Annotated in this window: 14 protein-coding genes; 10 read left to right on the top strand and 4 right to left on the bottom strand. The window is 75.8% G+C overall.

Annotated features, from left to right (window positions below):
- The first annotated feature begins 82 nt into the window (after positions 1-82).
- Entirely contained in the window at positions 83-3,472 is a 3,390-nt protein-coding gene (locus FGI33_RS02285; RefSeq protein WP_237582193.1) for an FtsK/SpoIIIE domain-containing protein, read from the top strand.
- Here the strand turns inward: FGI33_RS02285 and FGI33_RS02290 are convergent.
- Both FGI33_RS02290 and gabT read right to left on the bottom strand, forming a co-directional pair.
- Positions 3,462-4,472, bottom strand: a complete 1,011-nt coding sequence (locus FGI33_RS02290) for an asparaginase (protein ID WP_119434807.1) — start codon at positions 4,470-4,472, stop codon at positions 3,462-3,464. The genes FGI33_RS02285 and FGI33_RS02290 overlap by 11 nt on opposite strands.
- The gene (gene gabT, locus FGI33_RS02295; RefSeq protein WP_119402276.1) at positions 4,472-5,887 is read right to left on the bottom strand and encodes a 4-aminobutyrate--2-oxoglutarate transaminase; all 1,416 of its coding nucleotides are present in this window, start codon (positions 5,885-5,887) and stop codon (positions 4,472-4,474) included. The genes FGI33_RS02290 and gabT overlap by 1 nt, the downstream gene beginning before the upstream one ends.
- A 71-nt stretch (positions 5,888-5,958) precedes the next feature.
- Between gabT and FGI33_RS02300 the strand changes: the two genes are divergently transcribed.
- The 3 genes from FGI33_RS02300 (at position 5,959) to FGI33_RS02310 (ending at position 8,673) form a co-directional block, all read left to right on the top strand.
- Complete coding sequence (locus tag FGI33_RS02300) at positions 5,959-6,444, top strand: OsmC family protein (RefSeq protein ID WP_119434808.1); 486 nt, start codon at positions 5,959-5,961, stop codon at positions 6,442-6,444.
- Between the two features lie 133 nt (positions 6,445-6,577).
- A complete protein-coding gene (locus FGI33_RS02305; RefSeq protein ID WP_237582194.1) occupies positions 6,578-7,582 on the top strand; it encodes an FKBP-type peptidyl-prolyl cis-trans isomerase in 1,005 nt (334 codons plus the stop codon).
- Between the two features lie 8 nt (positions 7,583-7,590).
- Positions 7,591-8,673, top strand: a complete 1,083-nt coding sequence (locus tag FGI33_RS02310; RefSeq protein WP_119434809.1) for a 1-deoxy-D-xylulose-5-phosphate reductoisomerase — start codon at positions 7,591-7,593, stop codon at positions 8,671-8,673.
- 211 nt (positions 8,674-8,884) lie between these two features.
- On the opposite strand, the gene FGI33_RS02315 is transcribed toward FGI33_RS02310, so the two are convergent.
- Complete coding sequence (locus FGI33_RS02315; RefSeq protein ID WP_237582195.1) at positions 8,885-9,520, bottom strand: ABC transporter C-terminal domain-containing protein; 636 nt, start codon at positions 9,518-9,520, stop codon at positions 8,885-8,887.
- Entirely contained in the window at positions 9,517-10,785 is a 1,269-nt protein-coding gene (locus tag FGI33_RS02320) for a serine/threonine-protein kinase (RefSeq protein ID WP_237582196.1), read from the bottom strand. Before FGI33_RS02320 ends, FGI33_RS02315 begins: the two co-directional genes overlap by 4 nt.
- Positions 10,786-10,919: 134 nt before the next feature.
- Here FGI33_RS02320 and FGI33_RS02325 point away from each other — a divergent pair, with 134 nt between their 5' ends.
- The 6 genes from FGI33_RS02325 (at position 10,920) to FGI33_RS02350 (ending at position 20,271) form a co-directional block, all read left to right on the top strand.
- Positions 10,920-12,341, top strand: a complete 1,422-nt coding sequence (locus tag FGI33_RS02325) for a M50 family metallopeptidase (protein ID WP_182478718.1) — start codon at positions 10,920-10,922, stop codon at positions 12,339-12,341.
- Between the two features lie 89 nt (positions 12,342-12,430).
- A complete protein-coding gene (gene ispG, locus FGI33_RS02330) occupies positions 12,431-13,576 on the top strand; it encodes a flavodoxin-dependent (E)-4-hydroxy-3-methylbut-2-enyl-diphosphate synthase (protein WP_172405931.1) in 1,146 nt (381 codons plus the stop codon).
- A 107-nt stretch (positions 13,577-13,683) separates the two neighbouring features.
- Entirely contained in the window at positions 13,684-14,715 is a 1,032-nt protein-coding gene (locus FGI33_RS02335; protein WP_119434690.1) for a 3-oxoacyl-ACP synthase III, read from the top strand.
- A 7-nt stretch (positions 14,716-14,722) separates the two neighbouring features.
- Complete coding sequence (locus tag FGI33_RS02340) at positions 14,723-17,431, top strand: alpha/beta fold hydrolase (RefSeq protein WP_237582197.1); 2,709 nt, start codon at positions 14,723-14,725, stop codon at positions 17,429-17,431.
- The gene (locus FGI33_RS02345) at positions 17,428-18,432 is read left to right on the top strand and encodes an NAD-dependent epimerase/dehydratase family protein (RefSeq protein WP_237582198.1); all 1,005 of its coding nucleotides are present in this window, start codon (positions 17,428-17,430) and stop codon (positions 18,430-18,432) included. Before FGI33_RS02340 ends, FGI33_RS02345 begins: the two co-directional genes overlap by 4 nt.
- 66 nt (positions 18,433-18,498) lie before the next feature.
- Positions 18,499-20,271: a proline--tRNA ligase gene (locus FGI33_RS02350; protein WP_119435100.1), complete on the top strand. Its 1,773-nt coding sequence runs from the start codon at positions 18,499-18,501 to the stop codon at positions 20,269-20,271.
- The last annotated feature ends 41 nt before the right edge of the window (positions 20,272-20,312 follow it).

The raw sequence follows: 20,312 nt of genomic DNA on the forward strand, positions 1-20,312 counted from the left end.
CCCCAGGGGTCCTCCGCGTGCTGCGTCCACGAGGCGGTGCCACCTCGCCGTGGCGTCATCGCGCACCTGGTGTCCTCGCCCGGTGGACATCTCCCCGCCCCCGACGCCGGCGCCCGCGCCGCCGCCCCCGTTCCCCGTGATCGGCGTCGCGGCGCCCCTGGTGGTCAGCGTCGCCGTCTGGGCGGTCACGCGCTCGCCGTACGCGCTGCTGTTCGCGGCGCTGGGGCCCGTCGTCGCCGTCGCGGGCGTGGCCGACCAGCGCATCTCCGGCCGCCGCTCGGCCCGCCGCGTCGAGCGCGAGTCCCGCGCCGCCGTCGCGCGCCTGCACGCCGAGGTGCGGGCGCGCATCGCGGCCGCCCGCGTCGCCCTCCGCACGCGGGCGCCGTCCGCGCGCGAGATCCTCGACGGCAGCGCCAACCCCGCGCTCCTCTGGCGGTCGGACCCGGGCGGCGACGGCGCGCTCCCCCTCGCGCTCGGCACGGGCGACGTGCCGAGCGGTCTCGTCTGGCGGGGCGATCCGGACGCGCGCGTGCCGGGCGCCGACGACCGGGACGGGACCGGGGCTGTCCGCGGCGTGCTGGGGCGGAGCGCCCGGCTGCCCCGGACCCCGCGTGCCGCGGCGCGTGCCCGCTCCTCGACGGCGGGGCCGGGCGCTGCCTCGCCGGACGGCCACGTCTCGGCCCACGGCCCCGCGCGGTGGGCGGATCTCGTCCGCTGGATCCCCGACGCCCCCGTCCTCGTCCCCGCCGCGGGCGGCCTCGGGCTGCGCGGGGCCCCCGCCCTGGTCGCGCCCGTGCTCCGGGGCGTCGTCGTCCAGCTCGTGCACGCCCTCCCGCCCGACGACCTCCGCATCCTCTCCCGCCCGGTCGGGCCCGACTGGGACTGGCTCGAGCGGCTCCCGCACGCATCCGAGGGGCTCCGCGAGGAGCGGACCGTCGCGCCCGACCCGGCCTCGGCGGGCGGCCCACCGGGGGAGCCGGGGTCCTCGGTCATCCGCCTGGCGCTCGGCGCGCGGGAGGTCGTGCTCGCCGCGGCGACGCGGGTCGAGTCGCTCCCGGCCGCGTGCCGCACGGTGCTCGACGTCCGGACCCCGGGCACGGCGCGGATCCTCGCGGCCGACGCCGTCCCTGCCTCCGCCGACGCCCTCGCCCCCGCGCCCTCCATTGAACCGGCGGCATCCGGCCTCCCACCCGAGGGCGACGGCGACGGGATCCCGGCGCCGCGCCTCACCCGCACCGGCCTCGTGCGGCCCGACCTCGTGTCGCGCACGGAGGTGGAGCGCCTCGCCGACGAGCTCGCCGACGTCGCCCGCCGACGCGGGCTCGCGGCCGCGCGGACCCCGCTCCCGGCGCGCGTGCCCTTCGCGGAGCTGCCCGCCGGCTGTGGATCCGCGCACCGGCCGGGCACCCTGGCCGCGGTCGTCGGCATCGGGCACGGCGGCCCGGTCGCCGTCGACCTCGTCGCGGACGGCCCCCACGCGGTCGTCGCGGGCACCACGGGCAGCGGCAAGAGCGAGCTCCTCGTCACGTGGATGGCGGCGCTCGCCGCAGCGCATCCGCCGGAGGAGGTCACGGTTCTCCTCGTCGACTTCAAGGGCGGCGCGGCCTTCGATCCGCTGCTCGTCCTGCCGCACGCCGTGGGCCTCGTCACCGACCTCGACGGCCAGGGCGCGCAGCGCGCGCTGGAGAGCCTGCGCGCGGAGGTCCGGCACCGGGAGCGCATCCTCCGCGACGCCGGCGCCCGCGACGTCGACGACCCCGCCGCAGCGGGCGTCCTGCCGCGCCTCGTCATCGTCGTCGACGAGCTGGCCGCCCTCCTCGCCGACCAGGACGGCCTGCACGAGGTCGTCGCCGACATCGCCGCCCGGGGCAGGTCGCTCGGCATGCACCTCGTGCTCTGCACGCAGCGGCCCGCGGGCGTCGTGCGCGACGCGGTGCTCGCCAACTGCGACCTCCGGCTCTCGCTCCGCGTCAACAACGAGGCCGACAGCCGGGCGCTCTTCGGCACCGTCGAGGCGGCCGGTCTCGCCGACGCGCCCGTGGGCCGGTGCCTCGTCGGGGCGCACGGCGCGCCGGCGCGCCCGTTCCAGGTGGCGGTCACGACGTCGGACGACCTCGCGTGCATCGCCGCGGCCCACGCCACGTCGGCCCCGGTCCGGCGTCCGTGGCTGGATCCGCTGCCCGCCTCCGTCCCGCTCGCCGCCCTCGCCGCGCACCCGCCGCTCCTGCGACCCCGATCCACGACCGCCGCCGGCGCACCCGTCGTCCCGTTCGCCCTCGTCGACCTGCCCCCGGAGCAGCGGCGGGCGACCGCCGCGTGGTGCCCGGCGACGGACGGGCACCTGCTCGTCGTCGGCGGCCCGGGATCCGGCCGCAGCACGTGCCTGCGCACCATCCGCGCGTCGGCCGACGCCGCCGGCGTCGCGGTGCTGCAGGTGCCGGCGGACGCGGAGGGCTGCTGGGACGCGATCGCCGCCGTCGTCGCCCGCATCCGCGACCCGCGCGCCCCGCGCGATCCGCTCCTCGTGCTGGCCGACGACCTCGACGTCGCCGTCTCCCGCCTCGAGGCCGAGCACCAGGCCGCCCTGCTCGAGGGGCTGGCCGCGGTCGTCCGGGAGGGGCCGCATGCCGGGGTGGCGCTCGCCGCCGCGGCTCGACGCGCGGGCGGGCCGCTCCAGGGCGTGGCGGCCGCGGCGGGTCCGCCCGTGATCCTCGCGCTGCCGATGCGGCAGGAGCACGTGCTGGCCGGCGGCGAGAGCCGCCTCTTCGACTCCCGGGCGACGCCCGGCGCGGGCGAGTGGCGCGGCGAGCGGATCCAGGTGGCCACGCCGCCCGAGCTGCCGACGTCGCCGTCGCGGCCCGCCGGGGCGGCCCGTCCTCCGGTGCGCGCGCGCCCCGCGCCCCGCGCGGTCCTCGCCGCGGACGCCGTCCACGCGCTCGTCACCCCGTCGCCCGTCGCCGCCGTCGCGCGCCTCGTGCAGGCGGGGGCCGACGCCGTCGAGGTCGCCCGGATCCCCCCGGGATGGTCGACGGATCAGCCGTTCCCCGGCGCCGTCGCCGACGCCGTCGGGACCCGCGCCGCCGCGCACGACGGCGGGATGCGCGCGACGCGCATCCGGGTCGTGGTCGGGGATCCCGACTCCTGGCTGGTGCGCGGCCCGCTCCTCGCCGACCTCCGTCGCACCGGCGACGTCGTCCTGGAGGGCTGCACCCCGCGTGACGTGCGCACGCTGCTCCGCGTCCGCGCGGTGCCGCCGCCCCTCGCGCCGATCCCCGGCCGGGCCTGGCGCGTCACCCCCGACGGCGACGTGCGTCGCTGCTCGTGGCCGCCGGTCGCGCCCGCGTCACCTGTCGCCCCGGAGCCGGATTCGGAGCCGGAGCCGGGGCCGGGGCGACCGGCACCGGCACGCGCACCGGCACCGACGCCCGCGGCCGCGTCCCGCCCGGCGCAGCCCGCCGGGATCAGCCGATGAGCGCCGGCGACACCCGGATCTCGCCGACGGGCACGCCGCCCCCGAGCACCGTGAGGTCGAGCTCGGGGCGCACGCGCTCCACGTCGTCCCGCGTGATCGCGCCCGCCTCGGCCAGCAGCTCGAGCGCCACGATGGTGGAGGCCCTGAGGCTCCCGTCGAGCGTCTTCGAGGCCACGGTCGTGCCGTCGGGGGCGGTCATGATCATGATCCCCTCGGCCCCGCCCTTGGCGAACAGGCCGAGCCGCTCGATCACGACGGTGTTCGCGCGGCCGGGTCCGTCGATCGCCCAGCCCTGGGCGCGCACCGCCGCGGTCAGCGCGGCGGCGTGCCGGTACAGCGCGAACGGCGAGCCGGGCGCGGAGGTCGCGATGCGGTGGATCCCGCGGGCCAGCGCCGTGAGCGACATCGCGTGCACGGGGGCGCCGCACCCGTCGATGCCGGTGGTGGCGATCCGCTCGCCCGTGAAGCGCTCGACCACGTCGCGGATCCGCACCTGCAAGGGGTGGTCCGGGTGCAGGTAGTCCTCGGTCGACCAGCCGTTGGTCGTGCAGGCGAGCAGCATCGCGGCGTGCTTGCCGGAGCAGTTCATGTACACGGGGGAGGCGGGGATCCCGGCGCGCACGAGCTCGTCGCGCGCGGCCCGGTCGAGCGGCCAGTCGGCGGGGCAGCGCAGCGCGGACTCGTCGAGCCCGGCCTTCGCGAGGATCCCGCGCACCACCTCCACGTGCCGGGCGGTCGCCGCGTGGCTGGCCGTGGCGAGCACGTGCTCCTCCTCGGTGAGCTCCGCGCCGCTCGCCAGCACGGCGAGGGCCTGGAACGGCTTCATGCTCGAGCGCGGGAAGACGGGGCTCGCGACGTCGCCGACCGCGCGCAGCTCCTCGCCCTCGCCCGACAGCACGACGGCCGCGCCGATGTGGCGCGACTCCACGAAGCCGCTGCGGTCGAGGACCGCGAGCTCCACGGCGCCCTGGACGGGGATGGTCTCGACGGACGCCCCCATCAGAGCGCCCGGAACGCGTCGGCGATCACGCCGAGGGCGTCGTCGAGCAGCTCCTCGGAGATCGCGAGGCTCGGCAGGAAGCGCAGCACGTTGCCGTACGTGCCGGCGGTGAGGATGATCACCCCGTGCGCGTGGCAGTGGGCCGCGATGGCCGCGACCGCGTCCGCGTTCGGCTCCTTCGTGGTGGACCCCGTGCCCGGCTGCACGAGCTCGATCGCGATCATGGCGCCGATGCCGCGCACGTCGCCGATGATGTCGTGCTCCCGCTGCAGCTCCGTGAGCGCGCGGTGCAGGTGGTCGCCGATGCGCGTGGCCTCGTCGAGCAGGCCGTGCGTCTCGATGGCCTCGAACACGGCCACGGCGGCGGCCGCGGCGACGGGGTTGCCGCCGAACGTGCCGCCGAGCCCGCCGGGGAGCGCGGAGTCCATGATCTCGGCGCGGCCGGTCACGCCCGCGAGCGGGAGGCCGCCCGCGATGCCCTTGGCCGTGAGCACGAGGTCGGGCACGAGGCCGAGGTGCTCGCTCGCGAAGAAGCGGCCGGTGCGCGCGAGGCCCGACTGGATCTCGTCCGCGATGAAGACGACGCCGTTCGCCGTGCACCACTCCTGCAGCGCGGGCAGGAACCCGTCGGCCGGCACCATGAAGCCGCCCTCCCCCTGGATGGGCTCCGCGACGACGCACGCGAGGTCGGTCGCGCCGATGCGCTTCTCGAGGTACGAGATGGTGCGGGCCGCGGCCTCGGCGCCCGAGAGGCCGTCGTGATACGGGTACGAGCTCGGCGCGTGGTAGACGTCGCCGGCGAAGGGGCCGAAGCCCGTGCCGTAGGGCGACGCCTTGTAGTTCATCGCCATCGTGAGGTTCGTGCGGCCGTGGTAGCCGTGGTCGAGCACCGCCACCGCGCGGCGGCCCGTGTGCTTGCGCGCGATCTTCACGCCGTTCTCCACGGCCTCCGCGCCGGAGTTCACGAGCACGGTGCGCTTCTCGTGCGTGCCGGGCGTGTGCTCCGCGAGCAGCTCCGCCACGCGCACGTACTCCTCGTACGGCGTCACCGTGAAGAGCGTGTGGATCACGTCGCCGAGCTGCGCGGTCGCGGCGTCCACGACCTCCTGGCGCGTGTGGCCGACGGTGGTCACGCCGATGCCGGCGCCCAGGTCGATGAAGCGGTTGCCGTCCACGTCCTCGACGATCGCGCCGTGCGCGCGGGAGACGTACACGGGGAGGAGGGAGGAGACGCCGGGCGGCACCACGCGCTTCCGGCGCTCGTGCAGCTCGCGCGAGAGCGGGCCCGGGATCTCCGTCACGATGCGTCGCTCCTGCGGCACCTGCGGGCGCGCGTCGCGGGCGGACGCGGCGGGGGAGTCGGAGGCGGAGCCGGCAGGAGTGCCGACGAGGGCGGAGTCCAGGGTGTCTGTCATGATCCGGCGAGTTTACCCGGGCGGACGCCCGCGGCCAGGAGGGCCGCGGCCCCGTTCGCTAGCGTGATCCCATGCAGATCGAGCACCGGTACGCCCTGTCCCTCGAGTGGACGGGCGACCGCGGATCCGGCACGTCCGACTACCGCTCCTACGGCCGCGACCACGTCGTGCGCGCCGCCGGCAAGCCCGACCTCCTCGGATCCGCCGACCGCCCCTTCCGCGGCGACGTCGACCGCTGGAACCCCGAGGAGACCCTCATCTCCGCGCTCGCGCAGTGCCACCTGCTCAGCTACCTGCACGCGGCCGCCATGGCGGGCGTCGTGGTCGTGGGCTACAGCGACGAGCCCACCGGCACCATGCGGCAGACGGACGACGGCGGCGGGCACTTCGTGGAGGTCACGCTGCGGCCCGTCGTCACCGTGCGGGATCCCGCGCACGTCGAGCTCGCGACGTCGCTGCACCAGGGCGCCTCCGCGCGGTGCTTCATCGCGTCCAGCGTGGCCTTCCCCGTGCACCACGAGCCGCGCACCGTGCTCGCCGCCGACGCGAGCGCCTGACCGACGCCCGACCTGGCGCCAGACCGGGCGCCCGGTCCGCGCCCTGTCAGGCGGTCCCCGGCCGGGTCGGGCAGACTGGGCGCGTCCCTCCCACATACCTGGTGCGTCCGGCGCGCCGATGAAAGCGACTCACGTGAAGCGACGCATCCCCCTCACCCTGGCCGCGGCGGCCATCCTGGCGCTGTCCGCCTGCTCCGGCAGCGGCACGCCGGACGCGGATCCGTCCGCGAGCCCGACGGCCGGCGCGCGCACCGCGGGGGCGTCCTGCATCGACACCCCGTCGGGCGACGCCTCGAAGTCGGTGAAGGTCTCCGGCGACTTCGGCACGGCCCCCGAGGTCACCGTCGACGCGCCGCTCACGGTCGACACGACCGAGCGCACGGTGGTCACCCAGGGCGACGGCGCGGAGATCGCGGCCGGCGCCACGGCGAACATCGCGCTCGCCGCCTACAACGGGACGACCGGCGAGGCCATCTCGCAGCTCGCCTACAACGCCGACTCGCCGCTGCCCGCCACGATGAACGACGGCGCGCTCGTCCCCGGCGTCGTCCGCGCGGTCGAGTGCACGACGGTCGGATCGCGCATCGTCGCGGTCGTCCCCGCCGCCGACGGCTTCGCCGCCGAGCAGGCCACGACGCTCGGCCTCGGCGCCGACGACCCCATCGTGATCGTCGTCGACGTGCTGAGCCAGGCCGCCACCCGCGCCGACGGCGTCGACCAGCCCGCCCCCGAGGGCTTCCCGGCCGTGACGCTCGCGGACGACGGCGCGCCCACCATCACCATCCCGGACGCCGATCCGCCGACGGAGACGAAGATCGCGAACCTCAAGGTCGGCGACGGCGCGGAGGTCACGGACGGCGCGAGCGTCACCGTGCAGTACACGGGCATCAACTGGAACACCAAGAAGGTCTTCGACTCGAGCTGGGAGCGCGGCCAGAGCGCCACGTTCGTCACCTCGCAGGTCATCCCGGGGTTCACCAAGGCTCTCGTCGGGCAGAAGGTCGGCTCGCAGGTCATCGCGATCATCCCGCCCGCCGACGGCTACGGCGACGCCGGTTCCGGCGAGGACATCGGCGGCACCGACACCATCGTGTTCGTCGTCGACATCCTCGGCACCCAGCCCGCCGCCGGCCAGTAGGAGCAGCCGTGCGCCGCGTCATCATCCTCGGATCCACCGGCTCCATCGGCGTGCAGGCCCTCGAGGTCGTCGCCCGGCACCCGGAGCTCTTCGAGGTGGTGGGGCTCGGCGCGGGCAGCAAGCGCGAGGCGCTCGCCGAGCAGGCGCGCGTGGCGGGCGTCGAGCACACGGCCCTCGGCGCGGACGAGGCGGAGCAGCTCATCCGCTCCGTGGACGCCGACGTGGTGCTCAACGGCATCACGGGATCCGTCGGGCTCGGCCCCACGCTCGCCGCGCTGGAGGAGGGCCGCACCCTCGCCCTCGCCAACAAGGAGTCGCTCATCGTGGGCGGCGAGCTGGTGCGCTCGCTCGCGGCGCCCGGCCAGCTCGTGCCGGTCGACTCGGAGCACTCCGCCATCGCGCAGGCGCTGCGCGGCGGAACGGCAGAGGAGGTCAGGCGCCTCGTCGTCACGGCGTCCGGCGGTCCGTTCCGCGGCCGCACGCGCGCCGAGCTCGAGCACGTGACCCCGCGCGAGGCGCTCGCGCACCCCACGTGGGACATGGGCCTCGTCATCACGACGAACTCGTCCACGCTCGTCAACAAGGGCCTCGAGGTCATCGAGGCGCACCTGCTGTTCGACGTGCCCTACGAGCGGATCGACGTGGTCGTGCACCCGCAGTCGCTCGTGCACTCCATGGTCGAGTTCATCGACGGCTCGACGCTCGCGCAGGCGTCCCCGCCGGACATGCGCCTCCCCATCGCCCTCGGCCTCAACTGGCCGCACCGCATGCACGACGTCGGCGTCCCCATCGACTGGACCCGCGCCGCCACGTGGACCTTCGAGCCGCTCGACGACGAGGCCTTCCCGGCGGTGCTGCTGGCCAAGCAGGTCGGCGCGGCCGGATCCACGTACCCGGCGGTCTACAACGCGGCGAACGAGCAGGCCGTCCAGGCGTTCCACGCCGGTCGCGCGGGCTTCCTCGACATCGTCGACACCATCCGCCGCGTCGTCGACGCCCACGAGCCGGCGTCCGGCCCGCTCACGCGGGAGTCGCTCGCCGAGGCGGAGCGCTGGGCGCGCGCCGAGGCCGACCGGGTGCTCGGGATCTGACCCGTCCCGCCTGAGCGCCGCGTCCCGCGCGGCGTCGCCGCCGTCACCGCGGCTCGCCGGCACCGCCCGCACCGCGGGATGACGTGCGGGTCCCGGTCGGGCCGCGGCTGGCCGCGAGCGGAGCCCGGCTGGGCCTCCGGTGCCGCATGCGGAGCGCGGCTCAGCCGCGACGGGACCTGGCTCTGCCGTCCCCGCGTCAGCCGTCCCTGCGTCAGCCGTTCCCGGGCTTGCCGGGTCCGCCGTTCCCCTTGCCGTTCCCGTTCCCGTTCCCGTTCCCGGCGTTCCCGGGCCCGGCGTCCCCGCCGCCCGGGGCGACGGGTGCGTCGTCCTCCTCCGGCGTCGGGCTCGGGGTCGCCGAGGGGGACGGCGTCGTCGTGCGGGTCGGGCTCGGGGTGGGGGAGGGGGACGGCGTCCGCGAGGGGGACGGCGACGGCGACGGGCTCGTCGACGGCGAGGTCGACGGCGTCGGCGTGGTCTCCGCCGCGTCGCGAGCCGCCTCGAGCTGCGCGCGCACCGCGTCGATGCGCGCGATGACCTCGTCGTGCCGCGCCTGGTCGATGGATCCGTCGGCGAGGTCGGCCTCGACGGCCGCCCGCAGCTCCTCGAGCTGCGCGAGCGCCTTCTCGTAGTCCCCGTCCGCGGACGACCGGGTCACGGAGAGCGTCCGCTGCTGCAGGTCGTCGAGGGCGCGGTCCTCGGGCGTCGACGATCCCGCGCATCCGGCGAGCAGGAGGACGGCCGTGGTCGCGGCCGCGAGGCCGACGGCGGCGCGACCGCGGAGCGAGCGCCATCCGGGGGAGGCGACGCCCGTCGAGCCGGGGACGGGGCGGGTCGATGTGCGGATCACGGGGCGTCCTCCACGCTCTTCTGCAGCTCCTCGAGGCTGGCGCCGAGGGGACCGGGGACGGTCGGGTAGGACGTGTCGCGGTCCGACATCGCCTGCACGGTCACGACGCCGACCACGGCGGCCGCGGCGATCAGCACGGACACGACGGCGATGCTGAGGGCCCGGCTGCCGCGGCGCTTCGCGGGCGTGCGGTCCGCGCGGCCGGCGGCCGGGGCGGTCCTCGCGGTCGGATCGTCGCGGTACGCGGCGGACGGCGCCGACGCGGCGGCGGCGAACCGCTCGGTCCGGGCATCCCGATCAGCGGACGGCACGGCGGCGGCGGCGGCCGCACCGGCCCCGGCCCCGGCGCCGAACGCGGCGGCCTCCGCCGCCGGCATCACGCGCGTCGACGTCGCGGTCGGCGCGTCCACCGCCGACTCGGGCGCGCGCCCGGTGCGCAGCTCCGCCGCCACCTCGCGCGCCGTGGGCCGGGTCGCGGGATCCCGCCGGGTCATGCGGGAGAGGAGGTCCACCCAGGAGGCGCCGAGCCGGGCGGGGATCTCCGGGTCGCGCACCACGCGCGCCATGGTCGACTCGGCGGCCGTGCCCGGGAAGGTGCGGCGGCCGGTGAGGCACTCGAGGAGCACGAGGCCGAGCGCGTACACGTCGGTCGGCGCGCCCACCTCCTCGCCGAGCGCCTGCTCGGGGCTCAGGTAGCTGACGGTGCCGACGATGGATCCGGTCGACGTGAGGCGCGTGCCGTCCACGAGGCGCGCGATGCCGAAGTCGGTGAGTTTCGCGACGGCCGGCTCGTCGTCCTCCTCGGGACGGGCGAGCAGCACGTTGGCGGGCTTGACGTCGCGGTGCACGACGCCGCGGCGGTGGATGTAGCCGAGCGCGTCCGCGAGGATGCCGCCGATGCGCGCCACCTCGGGGCCGGGCAGCGGCCCCTCCTTCATCCGGTCGGCGAGCGTGGTGCCGTCGACGATCTCCATCACGATGAAGGCGAGCACGCGGTCGGCGACGACGTCGTCGCCCACGTCGAAGAGCGTCACGAGCCCCGGATGGCTGAGGCCCGCGAGCATGCGCACCTCGCCCTCCTGGCGCTCCACCTCGGCCGGGTCCGCGGAGTCGGTCGCGAAGACCTTGACGGCCACCTCGCGGCCGAGCGTCTCGTCGGTGGCGCGGTGCACGGTGGCCATGCCGCCGCGTCCGAGCAGCCCGCTGATGCGGTAGCGACCGGCCAGCAGCGTGCCGGCGAGTCCGTCGGGCCGTTCTCCGGGCATGGGCGCACCTCTCCTCACGGACTCCCAGACTAGCCCGGGGCCCCTGCGCGCAGCCCGACGGCCGCGGCCGCACGGCCTGCGGATCCGCACCACGGCGGCGTCCGCCCAGGGTGCGGGAGGTAGCCTCTCCCACCATGGACGGCGTCTTCCTCTACATCCTCGGGGTGCTCATCATCGTGGTCGGCGTCGCCGTGTCCATCGGCCTCCACGAGGTCGGGCACCTGGTGCCCGCGAAGGCCTTCGGCGTGCGCGTCACGCAGTACATGATCGGCTTCGGGCCGACGATCTTCAGCCGCCGCAAGGGCGAGACCGAGTACGGCGTGAAGGCCATCCCGCTGGGCGGCTACATCTCCATGATCGGCATGTTCCCGCCGCAGAGCTCGCGCGCCGGTACGAGCAGCACCGGGATCGCGCAGCTCGTCGGGCCCGACGCCCGCCGTGGCGCCGACGCTGCGTCCCCGACAGCCCCCGACGCCGACGACCGCGCCGGCCGCGGCTTCTTCGACCTCCTCGTGCAGGACGCCCGTCAGGCGAGCGCCGAGAGCGTGGGCGACGAGGAGGACCGCGCCTTCTACAAGCTGCCCGTCCTGAAGCGCATGGTGATCATGCTGGGCGGCCCGGCGATGAACTTCCTCCTGGCGATCGTGCTGTTCGCGATCGTGCTCTGCGGCTTCGGCGTCACGACGCCCACCACCACGGTCGGCCAGGTGAACGCGTGCATCGTGCCCGCCGGATCCACCGCGTCGGCCGATGCCGCCACATGCCCCGCCGGCGCCCCCGAGGCCCCGGGAGCGGCGGCCGGCCTCCAGCCCGGCGACACGATCGTCAGCATCGACGGCACGCCGATCACCGCGTGGGACCAGGTCACGGGCACGGTCCAGGTGTCCGCCGGCAAGGAGCTCGACGTCGTCGTGGAGCGCGACGGCGCCCGCCAGACGCTCGCCATCACGCCCGTGCTCACGCAGCAGGCCGTCATCGGCCAGCGCGGAGCCCCCGAGGTCGACGAGCAGGGGGACCCGGTCACGCGCGAGGTCGGACTCATCGGCTTCAGCCCCACGCAGGCCGTGCAGCAGCAGCCTCTCTCGGCCGCCTTCGCCACGACCGGCGAGAACATGGCCGCGGTCGGCAACCTCATCCTCAACCTCCCGCAGCGCCTGGTCGACGTCGGCCGCGCCGCGTTCGGCGGCGGCGAGCGCGATCCGAACGGCCCCATGAGCGTCGTGGGCGTCGGCCGCGTCGCGGGCGAGATCGCGAGCCTCGACGAGACGCCCGTCGCCTCGCGCGCCTCGGCCATGATCGGCCTCGTCGCGTCGCTCAACGTGGCGCTCGGCATGATCAACCTGCTGCCGCTCCTGCCCCTCGACGGCGGGCACGTGCTCGGCGCGATCGTGGAGGGCGTCCGCCGCTTCCTCGCGAAGGCCTTCGGCCGGCGCGATCCGGGACCCGTCGACGTCGCGAAGCTCATGCCGCTGACGTTCGTGGTCGTGATCGTGTTCGGGGCCATGAGCGCGCTGCTGATCTTCGCCGACCTGGTGAACCCCGTCCGGCTGACCTGACGTCGCCCGGCGCCCGACGTCACCCGCGCCCGACGCCGCCCGCGCCCCCGACGCACCGGGCGCGCAGGAATCGGACGTAGGCTCTTCCCGTGCCAGCAGTCAATCTCGGAATGCCGAAGGTCCCTGAGGTCCTCGCGCCCCGCCGCAAGACCCGTCAGATCAGCGTCGGCAAGGTGAAGGTGGGCGGGAACGCCCAGGTCAGCGTCCAGTCGATGACGACCACGCAGACGACCAACATCAACGCGACGCTCCAGCAGATCGCCGAGCTCACGGCCACCGGCTGCGACATCGTGCGCGTGGCCGTGCCGCACCAGGACGACGCGGACGTGCTGCACATCCTGGCCAAGAAGAGCCAGATCCCGATCATCGCGGACATCCACTTCCAGCCCCGCTACGTCTTCACGGCCATCGACGCCGGCGTCGGCGCGGTGCGGGTGAACCCCGGCAACATCCGCAAGTTCGACGACCAGGTCGGCGCCATCGCGAAGGCCGCCAAGGCCGCGGGCACCTCGATCCGCATCGGCGTCAACGCCGGATCCCTGCACCCGAGCCTGCTGCAGAAGTACGGCAAGGCCACGCCCGAGGCGCTCGTCGAGTCCGCCGTGTGGGAGGCCAGCCTCTTCGAGGAGCACGACTTCCACGACTTCAAGATCTCGGTCAAGCACAACGACCCCGTCATCATGGTGAAGGCCTACCGCCTGCTCGCCGAGCGCGGCGACTGGCCCCTGCACCTCGGCGTCACCGAGGCCGGACCGGCCTTCCAGGGCACGATCAAGAGCGCGACCGCGTTCGGGATCCTGCTCTCGGAGGGCATCGGCGACACCATCCGCGTCTCCCTCTCCGCGCCGCCGGCCGAGGAGGTGAAGGTGGGCCTGCAGATCCTGCAGTCGCTCAACCTCCGCGAGCGCAAGCTCGAGATCGTCTCCTGCCCGAGCTGCGGCCGCGCCCAGGTCGACGTCTACTCGCTCGCCGAGCAGGTCACCGAGGGCCTCAAGCACGTCAACGTGCCGCTGCGCGTCGCCGTCATGGGCTGCGTCGTCAACGGACCGGGCGAGGCCCGCGAGGCCGAGCTCGGCGTCGCGTCCGGCAACGGCCGAGGGCAGATCTTCGTCAAGGGCGAGGTCATCAAGACCGTGCCCGAGGCCGAGATCGTCCAGACGCTCATCGAGGAGGCCAACCGCCTCGCGGCGGAGATGCCCGCGGGATCCATCGGCAGCCCCGAGATCCTCGTCTAGCCCCACCCCCACACCACCGCCCCCGCAGGCGGCGGCGCGTCCGCGCGCACCGCCTGCGCGTAGGCTCTGCTAGTCGTCCGCCCGGCGGACCGCCCCACGAACTGAGGATGCTGTTGAACGGTAACGCCACTTTCCGGCATCGGAACACCTCCCTGCTGGGGCTCGCCAGCGTCCTCGCCCCGCACACCGTGACCTCGGTGGAGATCGACGACCGCCTGAAGCCGGTGCTCGCGCGCCTGCGCCTCCCCACGGGCCTCCTGCAGCGCGTCGCGGGCGTGCTCGAGCGCCGCAACTGGGACGCGTCGATGTCCTTCGACGCGGCCGCGACCGCGGCCGGACGCAAGGCGCTCGCGCAGGCCGGCGTCGAGCCGTCGCAGATCGGGCTGCTCATCAACACGTCGGTCACGCGCGCGCACCTCGAGCCGAGCGTCGCCGTCAGCATCCACCACGGGCTCGGGCTGCCGTCGTCCGCCCTCAACTTCGACATCGCCAACGCGTGCCTCGGGTTCGTCAACGCCATGACGCTCGCGGGCCACCTCATCGACTCGGGCCAGATCGACTACGCGATGATCGTCGACGGCGAGGACGCCGGCGAGATCCGCCACAACACGGTCGCGCGCCTGCTCCGCCCGGAGACCACGCGCGCCGACTTCCTCAGCGAGTTCCCCAGCCTCACGCTCGGCGCGGGCGCCGCGGCGGCCGTCCTCGGGCGCACGAGCGACCACCCCGAGGGGCACCGGATCCTCGGCGGCGTCACGCGCGCGGCCACCCAGCACCACGAGCTCTGCATCGGCGACGTGGACGGCATGTTCACCGACACCAAGGAGCTGCTCCGCGGCGGCATGGAGCTCGTCGTCGACGCGTGGAAGGAAGCCGCGCAGGACGACTGGGAGTGGTCCGACATGGACCGCTACATCCTCCACCAGGTCTCGGACGTGCACACCAACGCCATCGTCAAGGCCGCCAAGCTCGACAAGTCGCGCGTGCCGCTGACGTACCCGCGCTACGGCAACGTCGGTCCCGCGAGCATCCCCATCACGCTCGCCGACCAGGCCGACAGCCTCAGCCGCGGCGACCGCGTGCTCTGCATGGGCGTGGGCTCCGGCCTCAACACGGCCATGACCGAGATCCTCTGGTAGCCGCGGCGTGAGCGCATCGGCCGCGGTCGCCCCGGCGACCGTCCCCCTGCCCGGCGACGACGGGCAGCCGCTGCCCGGGCTCGACCCCGCCTGGTCGCGCGTCGTGCGCGCGGGCGGGCACGGCTGGCACCTGCTCGACACGGGGGAGCGGCTGGCGGCCACGGGCGCGCCCGTCGCCGGCACGATCCTGTGCGTGCACGGCAACCCGACCTGGTCGTACCTCTGGCGGCGCATCGCGGCGGAGTCGCTGGCGCGCGCCGAGCGGGATCCATCGCGGCCGGCCTGGCGCGTGGTCGCCGTCGACCAGCTCGACATGGGCTTCTCCGAGCGCACGGGCGAGGCGCGCACGCTGCCGACGCGGCTCGACGACCTGCAGGCGCTCACCGACGAGCTGGGGCTCACGGGATCCGGCGCCACGGCGCCCGTCGTCACGCTCGGCCACGACTGGGGCGGCGTCGTCAGCCTCGGCTGGGCGCTCCGCAACCGCGACGTGCTCGCCGGGGTCATGGCGCTCAACACGGCCGTGCACCAGGAGGAGGGCGTGCCCATCCCGTGGCCGCTGCGCCTGGCGCTCGCCACGGGGATCCACGACGCCGCCACGCGCGGCACGCCGGGCTTCCTCGCCACCACGCTCGCGCTCGCGCACCCGCCCCTCGACCCGGCCGTGCGCCGAGCGTTCGCCGCGCCGTACCGCGGGGCGTCCCGCCGGGGCGGGATCCGCGGCTTCGTCGCCGACATCCCGATCGGCCCCGCGCACCCCAGCCACGCGACCCTCACCACCATCGCCGAGGGCCTCCGCGACCTCGACCTGCCCGCCCTGTTCGTCTGGGGTCCGCGCGACCCGATCTTCTCCGACGTCTACCTCTCCGACCTCCTCGAGCGCCTGCCGCACGCCGACGTCCACCGCGTGGAGGGCGCCGGCCACCTCGTCGCCGAGGACCACGACTACGCCTCGGCCGCGCTCGACTGGCTCGCGGACCGGGTCGCGCCCGGATCGGCGCCCGCCGCCCGTCCGGCTCCGGCTCCGGCCGCCGACGCCGCGCCCGCCGACGCCGCGCCCGCCGACGCCGCGCCCGTCCGCCCGCTCGGCGCCCTGCTCGAGGAGCTGCGCGACGGCGACGCCCCCGTCCTCGTCGAGATGGCGCCGCGGGGCGGCGGGGGACCGCGCACCGTCTCCTGGCGCCTGCTGTCGCGCCGCGTCCGCGAGATCGCGGCCGGCCTCCACGCCCGCGGTCTCCGCGCGGGCGACCGCGTCTCGCTCCTCGTGCCGCCGGGCGCCGACCTCACCGCGCTCCTCTACGCGTGCCTCCGCATCGGCGCGATCGTCGTGGTCGCCGACGCGGGGCTCGGCGTGAAGGGGCTCGGACGCGCGGTCGTGGGATCCCGCCCCGACATGGTCGTCGGCATCCCCGCCGGCCTCGCCCTCGCGCGCGCCCTCGGCTGGCCGGGGGAGCGGGTCTCCGTCACCACGCTCGCGCCGCCCGTCGCCCGCGCGCTCGGCGTCGCCGCGAGCCTGCCGGAGATCGCCCGCGACGGCCGGGCGCAGGCCCTGCCGCCCGAGCCCGCCGCGGACGACGACGCCGCGATCCTCTTCACCTCGGGATCCACGGGTCCCGCCAAGGGCGTCGTCTACACGCACCGCCAGCTGGCCGCGCTCCGCGACACCCTCGGCTCCCGCTTCGACGTGGGCGTCGGCACCGGCCTCGTCGCGGGCTTCGCGCCGTTCGCGCTGCTCGGCCCCGCGCTCGGCGCCACGAGCGTCACCCCCGACATGGACGTGACCCGCCCGCGCGACCTCACCGCGTCCGCCCTCGCCGCCGCGGCCCGCGCGGCCGACGCGACGGTCGTCTTCGCATCGCCCGCCGCGCTCGCGAACGTCGTCGCGACCGCGGACGCGCTCACGGCTGACGACCGCGCGGCGCTCGGCCGCGTCCGCTCGCTGCTCTCCGCCGGCGCCCCGCTCTCGGAGGCGCTCCTCACGCGCGCCGCCGCGCTCGTCCCCGCGGCCGAGGTGCACACGCCGTACGGCATGACCGAGGGGCTGCTGCTCACCGACGTCACGCTCGACGGGATCCGCGCGGCCGCCCTCCGCGGAGACGCCGGCGTCTGCGTCGGCGCGCCCGTCGACCCCGTCGCGATCCGCATCAGCCCGCTCGACGCCGACGGCGCCGCGACGGGCGCGCTCACGTCCGCGCCCGGCGTCACGGGCGAGATCGTCGTCGCCGCGCCCCACGTGCACGACCGCTACGACCGCCTGCACGTCACCGACCGCGCGGCCCGCCGCGATTCGTCCGACGGGATCCGCCGCCACCGCACGGGCGACGTCGGCCACCTCGACGCCACGGGCGCGCTCTGGGTCGAGGGCCGCCTGCCGCACGTGATCACGGCGGCCGACGGCGTGCTCACGCCGGTCGGCCCCGAGCAGCGCGCCGAGTCCGCGCCGGGCGTCGGCCGCGCGGCCGCCGTGGGCGTCGGGCCCGCGGGAGTGCAGCAGCTCGTGCTCGTCGTCGAGACCGTGCCGGCCGCGCGCCGGGTCGGGCTCGCGGACCCGCACCTCGCCGCCGCCGTGCGCGCCGCGGTGGGCGACCCGGTCGCCGCCGTGATCGTCGTCCCCGTGCTGCCCACGGACGTCCGCCACAACTCCAAGGTCGACCGCGCGCGCCTCGGGCGCTGGGCCGCGGGGATCCTCGCGGGCGGCCGGGTCACGGCGCCGTGATCGTCCTCGTCACCGGCGCCAGCGGCATGCTCGGCCGCGCCGTCGCCGAGCGCCTCGCAGCGGCGGGGCACGCGGTCCGCGCGTTCCAGCGCCAGCCCTCGGGCCTCGCGGGAAGCGGCGCCGCCCCCGTGCCGGGAGCGGTCGTCGACCTCCGCGGCAGCGTCGCGGATCCCGTCGCCGTCGCGCGCGCGGTCGCGGGCGTCGACGCCGTCGTGCACCTCGCCGCCAAGGTCTCGCTCGCGGGGGACCCCGCCGACTTCCGCGCCGTCAACGTCGAGGGCACGCGCTCGCTCCTCGAGGCGGCGCGCGCGGCGGGCGTGACGCGGTTCGTCCACGTCTCCTCGCCGTCCGTCGCGCACACCGGCCTCTCCATCGTGGGGGACGGCGCCGGCCCCGCGGATCCCGTCCGCGCCCGCGGCGACTACGCCCGCACCAAGGCCGAGGGCGAGCTCATCGCGCTGGCCGCCGACGACCCGGCGATGCGCGTCCTCGCCGTCCGCCCGCACCTCGTCTGGGGCCCGGGCGACACGCAGCTCGTCGCCCGCATCGTCGACCGCGCTGCCCGCGGCCGCCTCCCGCTCCTCGGCCACGGCGCCGCCCTCATCGACACCGTCTACCGCGACAACGCCGCCGACGCGATCGTCGCAGCGCTCGACGCCGCCGACACCGCGCACGGCCGCGCGTACGTCGTCACCAACGGCGAGCCGCGTCCCGTCGCGGAGCTCCTCGCGGGCATGTGCCGCGCAGCCGGCGTCCCCGCGCCCCGGATCCGCGTGCCCGCCGCCCTCGCCCGCGCCGCCGGGGGAGCGGTGGAGCGCGTCTGGGCCGTGCGCCCCGGATCCGACGAGCCGCCCATGACCCGCTTCCTCGCCGAGCAGCTCTCCACGGCGCACTGGTTCGACCAGCGCGAGACCCGCCTGGCCCTCGGCTGGACCCCGGCCGTCTCCCTCGACGAGGGCTTCGAGCGCCTGCGCCTCTCGTACGCCGCCGCCGGGCGCTGACCCGGGACGCGTCCCGGTCGCCTCCCGGGCGCGGCCCGAGGCGGCCGGATCGCTAGGCTGTGTCGGGTGTCCACACGCCTCTCCAAGCTCTTCGTCCGCACCCTCCGGGAAGACCCCGTCGACGCCGAGGTGGCCAGCCACCGCCTCCTCGTGCGCGCCGGGTACATCCGCCGCCAGGCCCCCGGCATCTTCGCCTGGCTGCCGCTCGGCCTCCGCGTCAAGAACAAGGTCGAGGCCATCGTCCGCGAGGAGATGGAGCGCATCGGCGCCCAGGAGGTCCACTTCCCCGCGCTCCTGCCCGCCGAGCCGTACCAGGCCACCGGCCGCTACGACGAGTACGGCCCCGGGATGTTCCGCCTCGAGGACCGCAAGCGCGCGCCCATGGTGCTCGCCCCCACGCACGAGGAGTTCTTCGCGCTGCTCGTGAAGGACCTCTACTCGAGCTACAAGGACCTGCCCCTGTCGATCTACCAGATCCAGGACAAGTACCGCGACGAGGCCCGTCCCCGCGCCGGCATCCTCCGCGGCCGCGAGTTCACGATGAAGGACGCCTACTCGTTCGACGTCACCGACGAGGCCCTGTCCGTCAGCTACCAGGCCCAGCGCGACGCCTACGAGCGGATCTTCCAGCGCCTCGGCCTCGAGTACGTCATCGTCGCCGCCGACGCGGGCGCCATGGGCGGATCCAAGAGCGAGGAGTTCCTGCACCCCACGCCCATCGGCGAGGACACGTTCGTGCGCAGCCCCGGCGGCTACGCGGCGAACGTCGAGGCGTTCACGACGCTCGTGCCCGAGGCGATCCCCATCGAGGGCCAGCCCGAGGCGCGCGTCTTCGACTCGCCCGACACCCCGACCATCGCGACCCTCGTCGACCTGGCGAACGCGCAGGAGCCCCGCGAGGACGGCCGCGCGTGGACCGCCGCCGACACGCTCAAGAACATCGTGCTCGCGCTGACGCACCTCGACGGCACGCGCGAGCTCGTCGTCGTCGGGATCCCCGGCGACCGCGACATCGACCTCAAGCGCGCCGAGGTGGCCTTCTTCCCCGCCGAGGTGGAGCCCGCCACCGAGGCGGACCTCGCCAAGCAGCCCGGCCTCGTGAAGGGCTACATCGGCCCGTGGTCGGCCGAGGGCCCCGTCCTCGGATCCACGTCGAGCACGAAGGTGCGCTACGTGGTCGACCCCCGCGTCGTCGACGGCACCTCGTGGATCACGGGCGCCAACGTCGCCGGGAAGCACGTCCTGTCGCTGGTCGCCGGCCGCGACTTCACGCCCGACGGCGTGGTCGAGGCCGCGGACGTCCGCGACGGCGACCCCGCGCCCGACGGCTCCGGCCCCATCACCGCGGGACGCGGCACCGAGATCGGCCACGTCTTCGAGCTCGGCCGCAAGTACGCGGAGGCCCTCGGCCTCAAGGTGCTCGACGAGAACGGCAAGCTCGTCACCGTCACGATGGGCTCGTACGGCATCGGCATCACGCGCAACCTCGCGCTCGTCGCCGAGGCCACGCAGGACGGTCGCGGGCTCCTGTGGCCCGCCTCGATCAGCCCGTTCGACGTGCACGTCGTGATGACCGGCAAGGACGAGGCCGTCAGGACGGCGAGCGAGGAGCTCGTCGACGCGCTCGACGCCGCCGGCCTCGACGTGCTCTTCGACGACCGCCCCAAGGTGTCGCCCGGCGTGAAGTTCGGCGACGCCGAGCTCATCGGCGTGCCGACCATCGTCATCGTCGGCCGCGGCGCGGTCGACGGCATGGCCGAGCTCTGGGACCGCCGCACGAACGAGCGCACCCCGGTCGCGCTCGCGGACGTCGTGGGCGCCCTCACCGCCGGCCGCTGATCCGACCGCACGTCCCCTCGAGGCTGCCCGACCCCTCCCGG

It is taken from the genome of Clavibacter phaseoli (genome assembly GCF_021922925.1).
Classification (GTDB): Bacteria; Actinomycetota; Actinomycetes; order Actinomycetales; family Microbacteriaceae; genus Clavibacter; species Clavibacter phaseoli.

What these genes read in the sequence shown, in the direction of transcription:
- FGI33_RS02325 (WP_182478718.1), top strand. Translation starts at nt 10,920, where the DNA reads ATGGACGGCGTCTTCCTCTACATCCTCGGGGTGCTCATCATCGTGGTC.
- gabT (WP_119402276.1), bottom strand. Translation starts at nt 5,887, where the DNA reads ATGACAGACACCCTGGACTCCGCCCTCGTCGGCACTCCTGCCGGCTCC.
- FGI33_RS02320 (WP_237582196.1), bottom strand. Translation starts at nt 10,785, where the DNA reads ATGCCCGGAGAACGGCCCGACGGACTCGCCGGCACGCTGCTGGCCGGT.
- FGI33_RS02300 (WP_119434808.1), top strand. Translation starts at nt 5,959, where the DNA reads ATGCAGATCGAGCACCGGTACGCCCTGTCCCTCGAGTGGACGGGCGAC.
- FGI33_RS02335 (WP_119434690.1), top strand. Translation starts at nt 13,684, where the DNA reads ATGCTGTTGAACGGTAACGCCACTTTCCGGCATCGGAACACCTCCCTG.
- FGI33_RS02290 (WP_119434807.1), bottom strand. Translation starts at nt 4,472, where the DNA reads ATGGGGGCGTCCGTCGAGACCATCCCCGTCCAGGGCGCCGTGGAGCTC.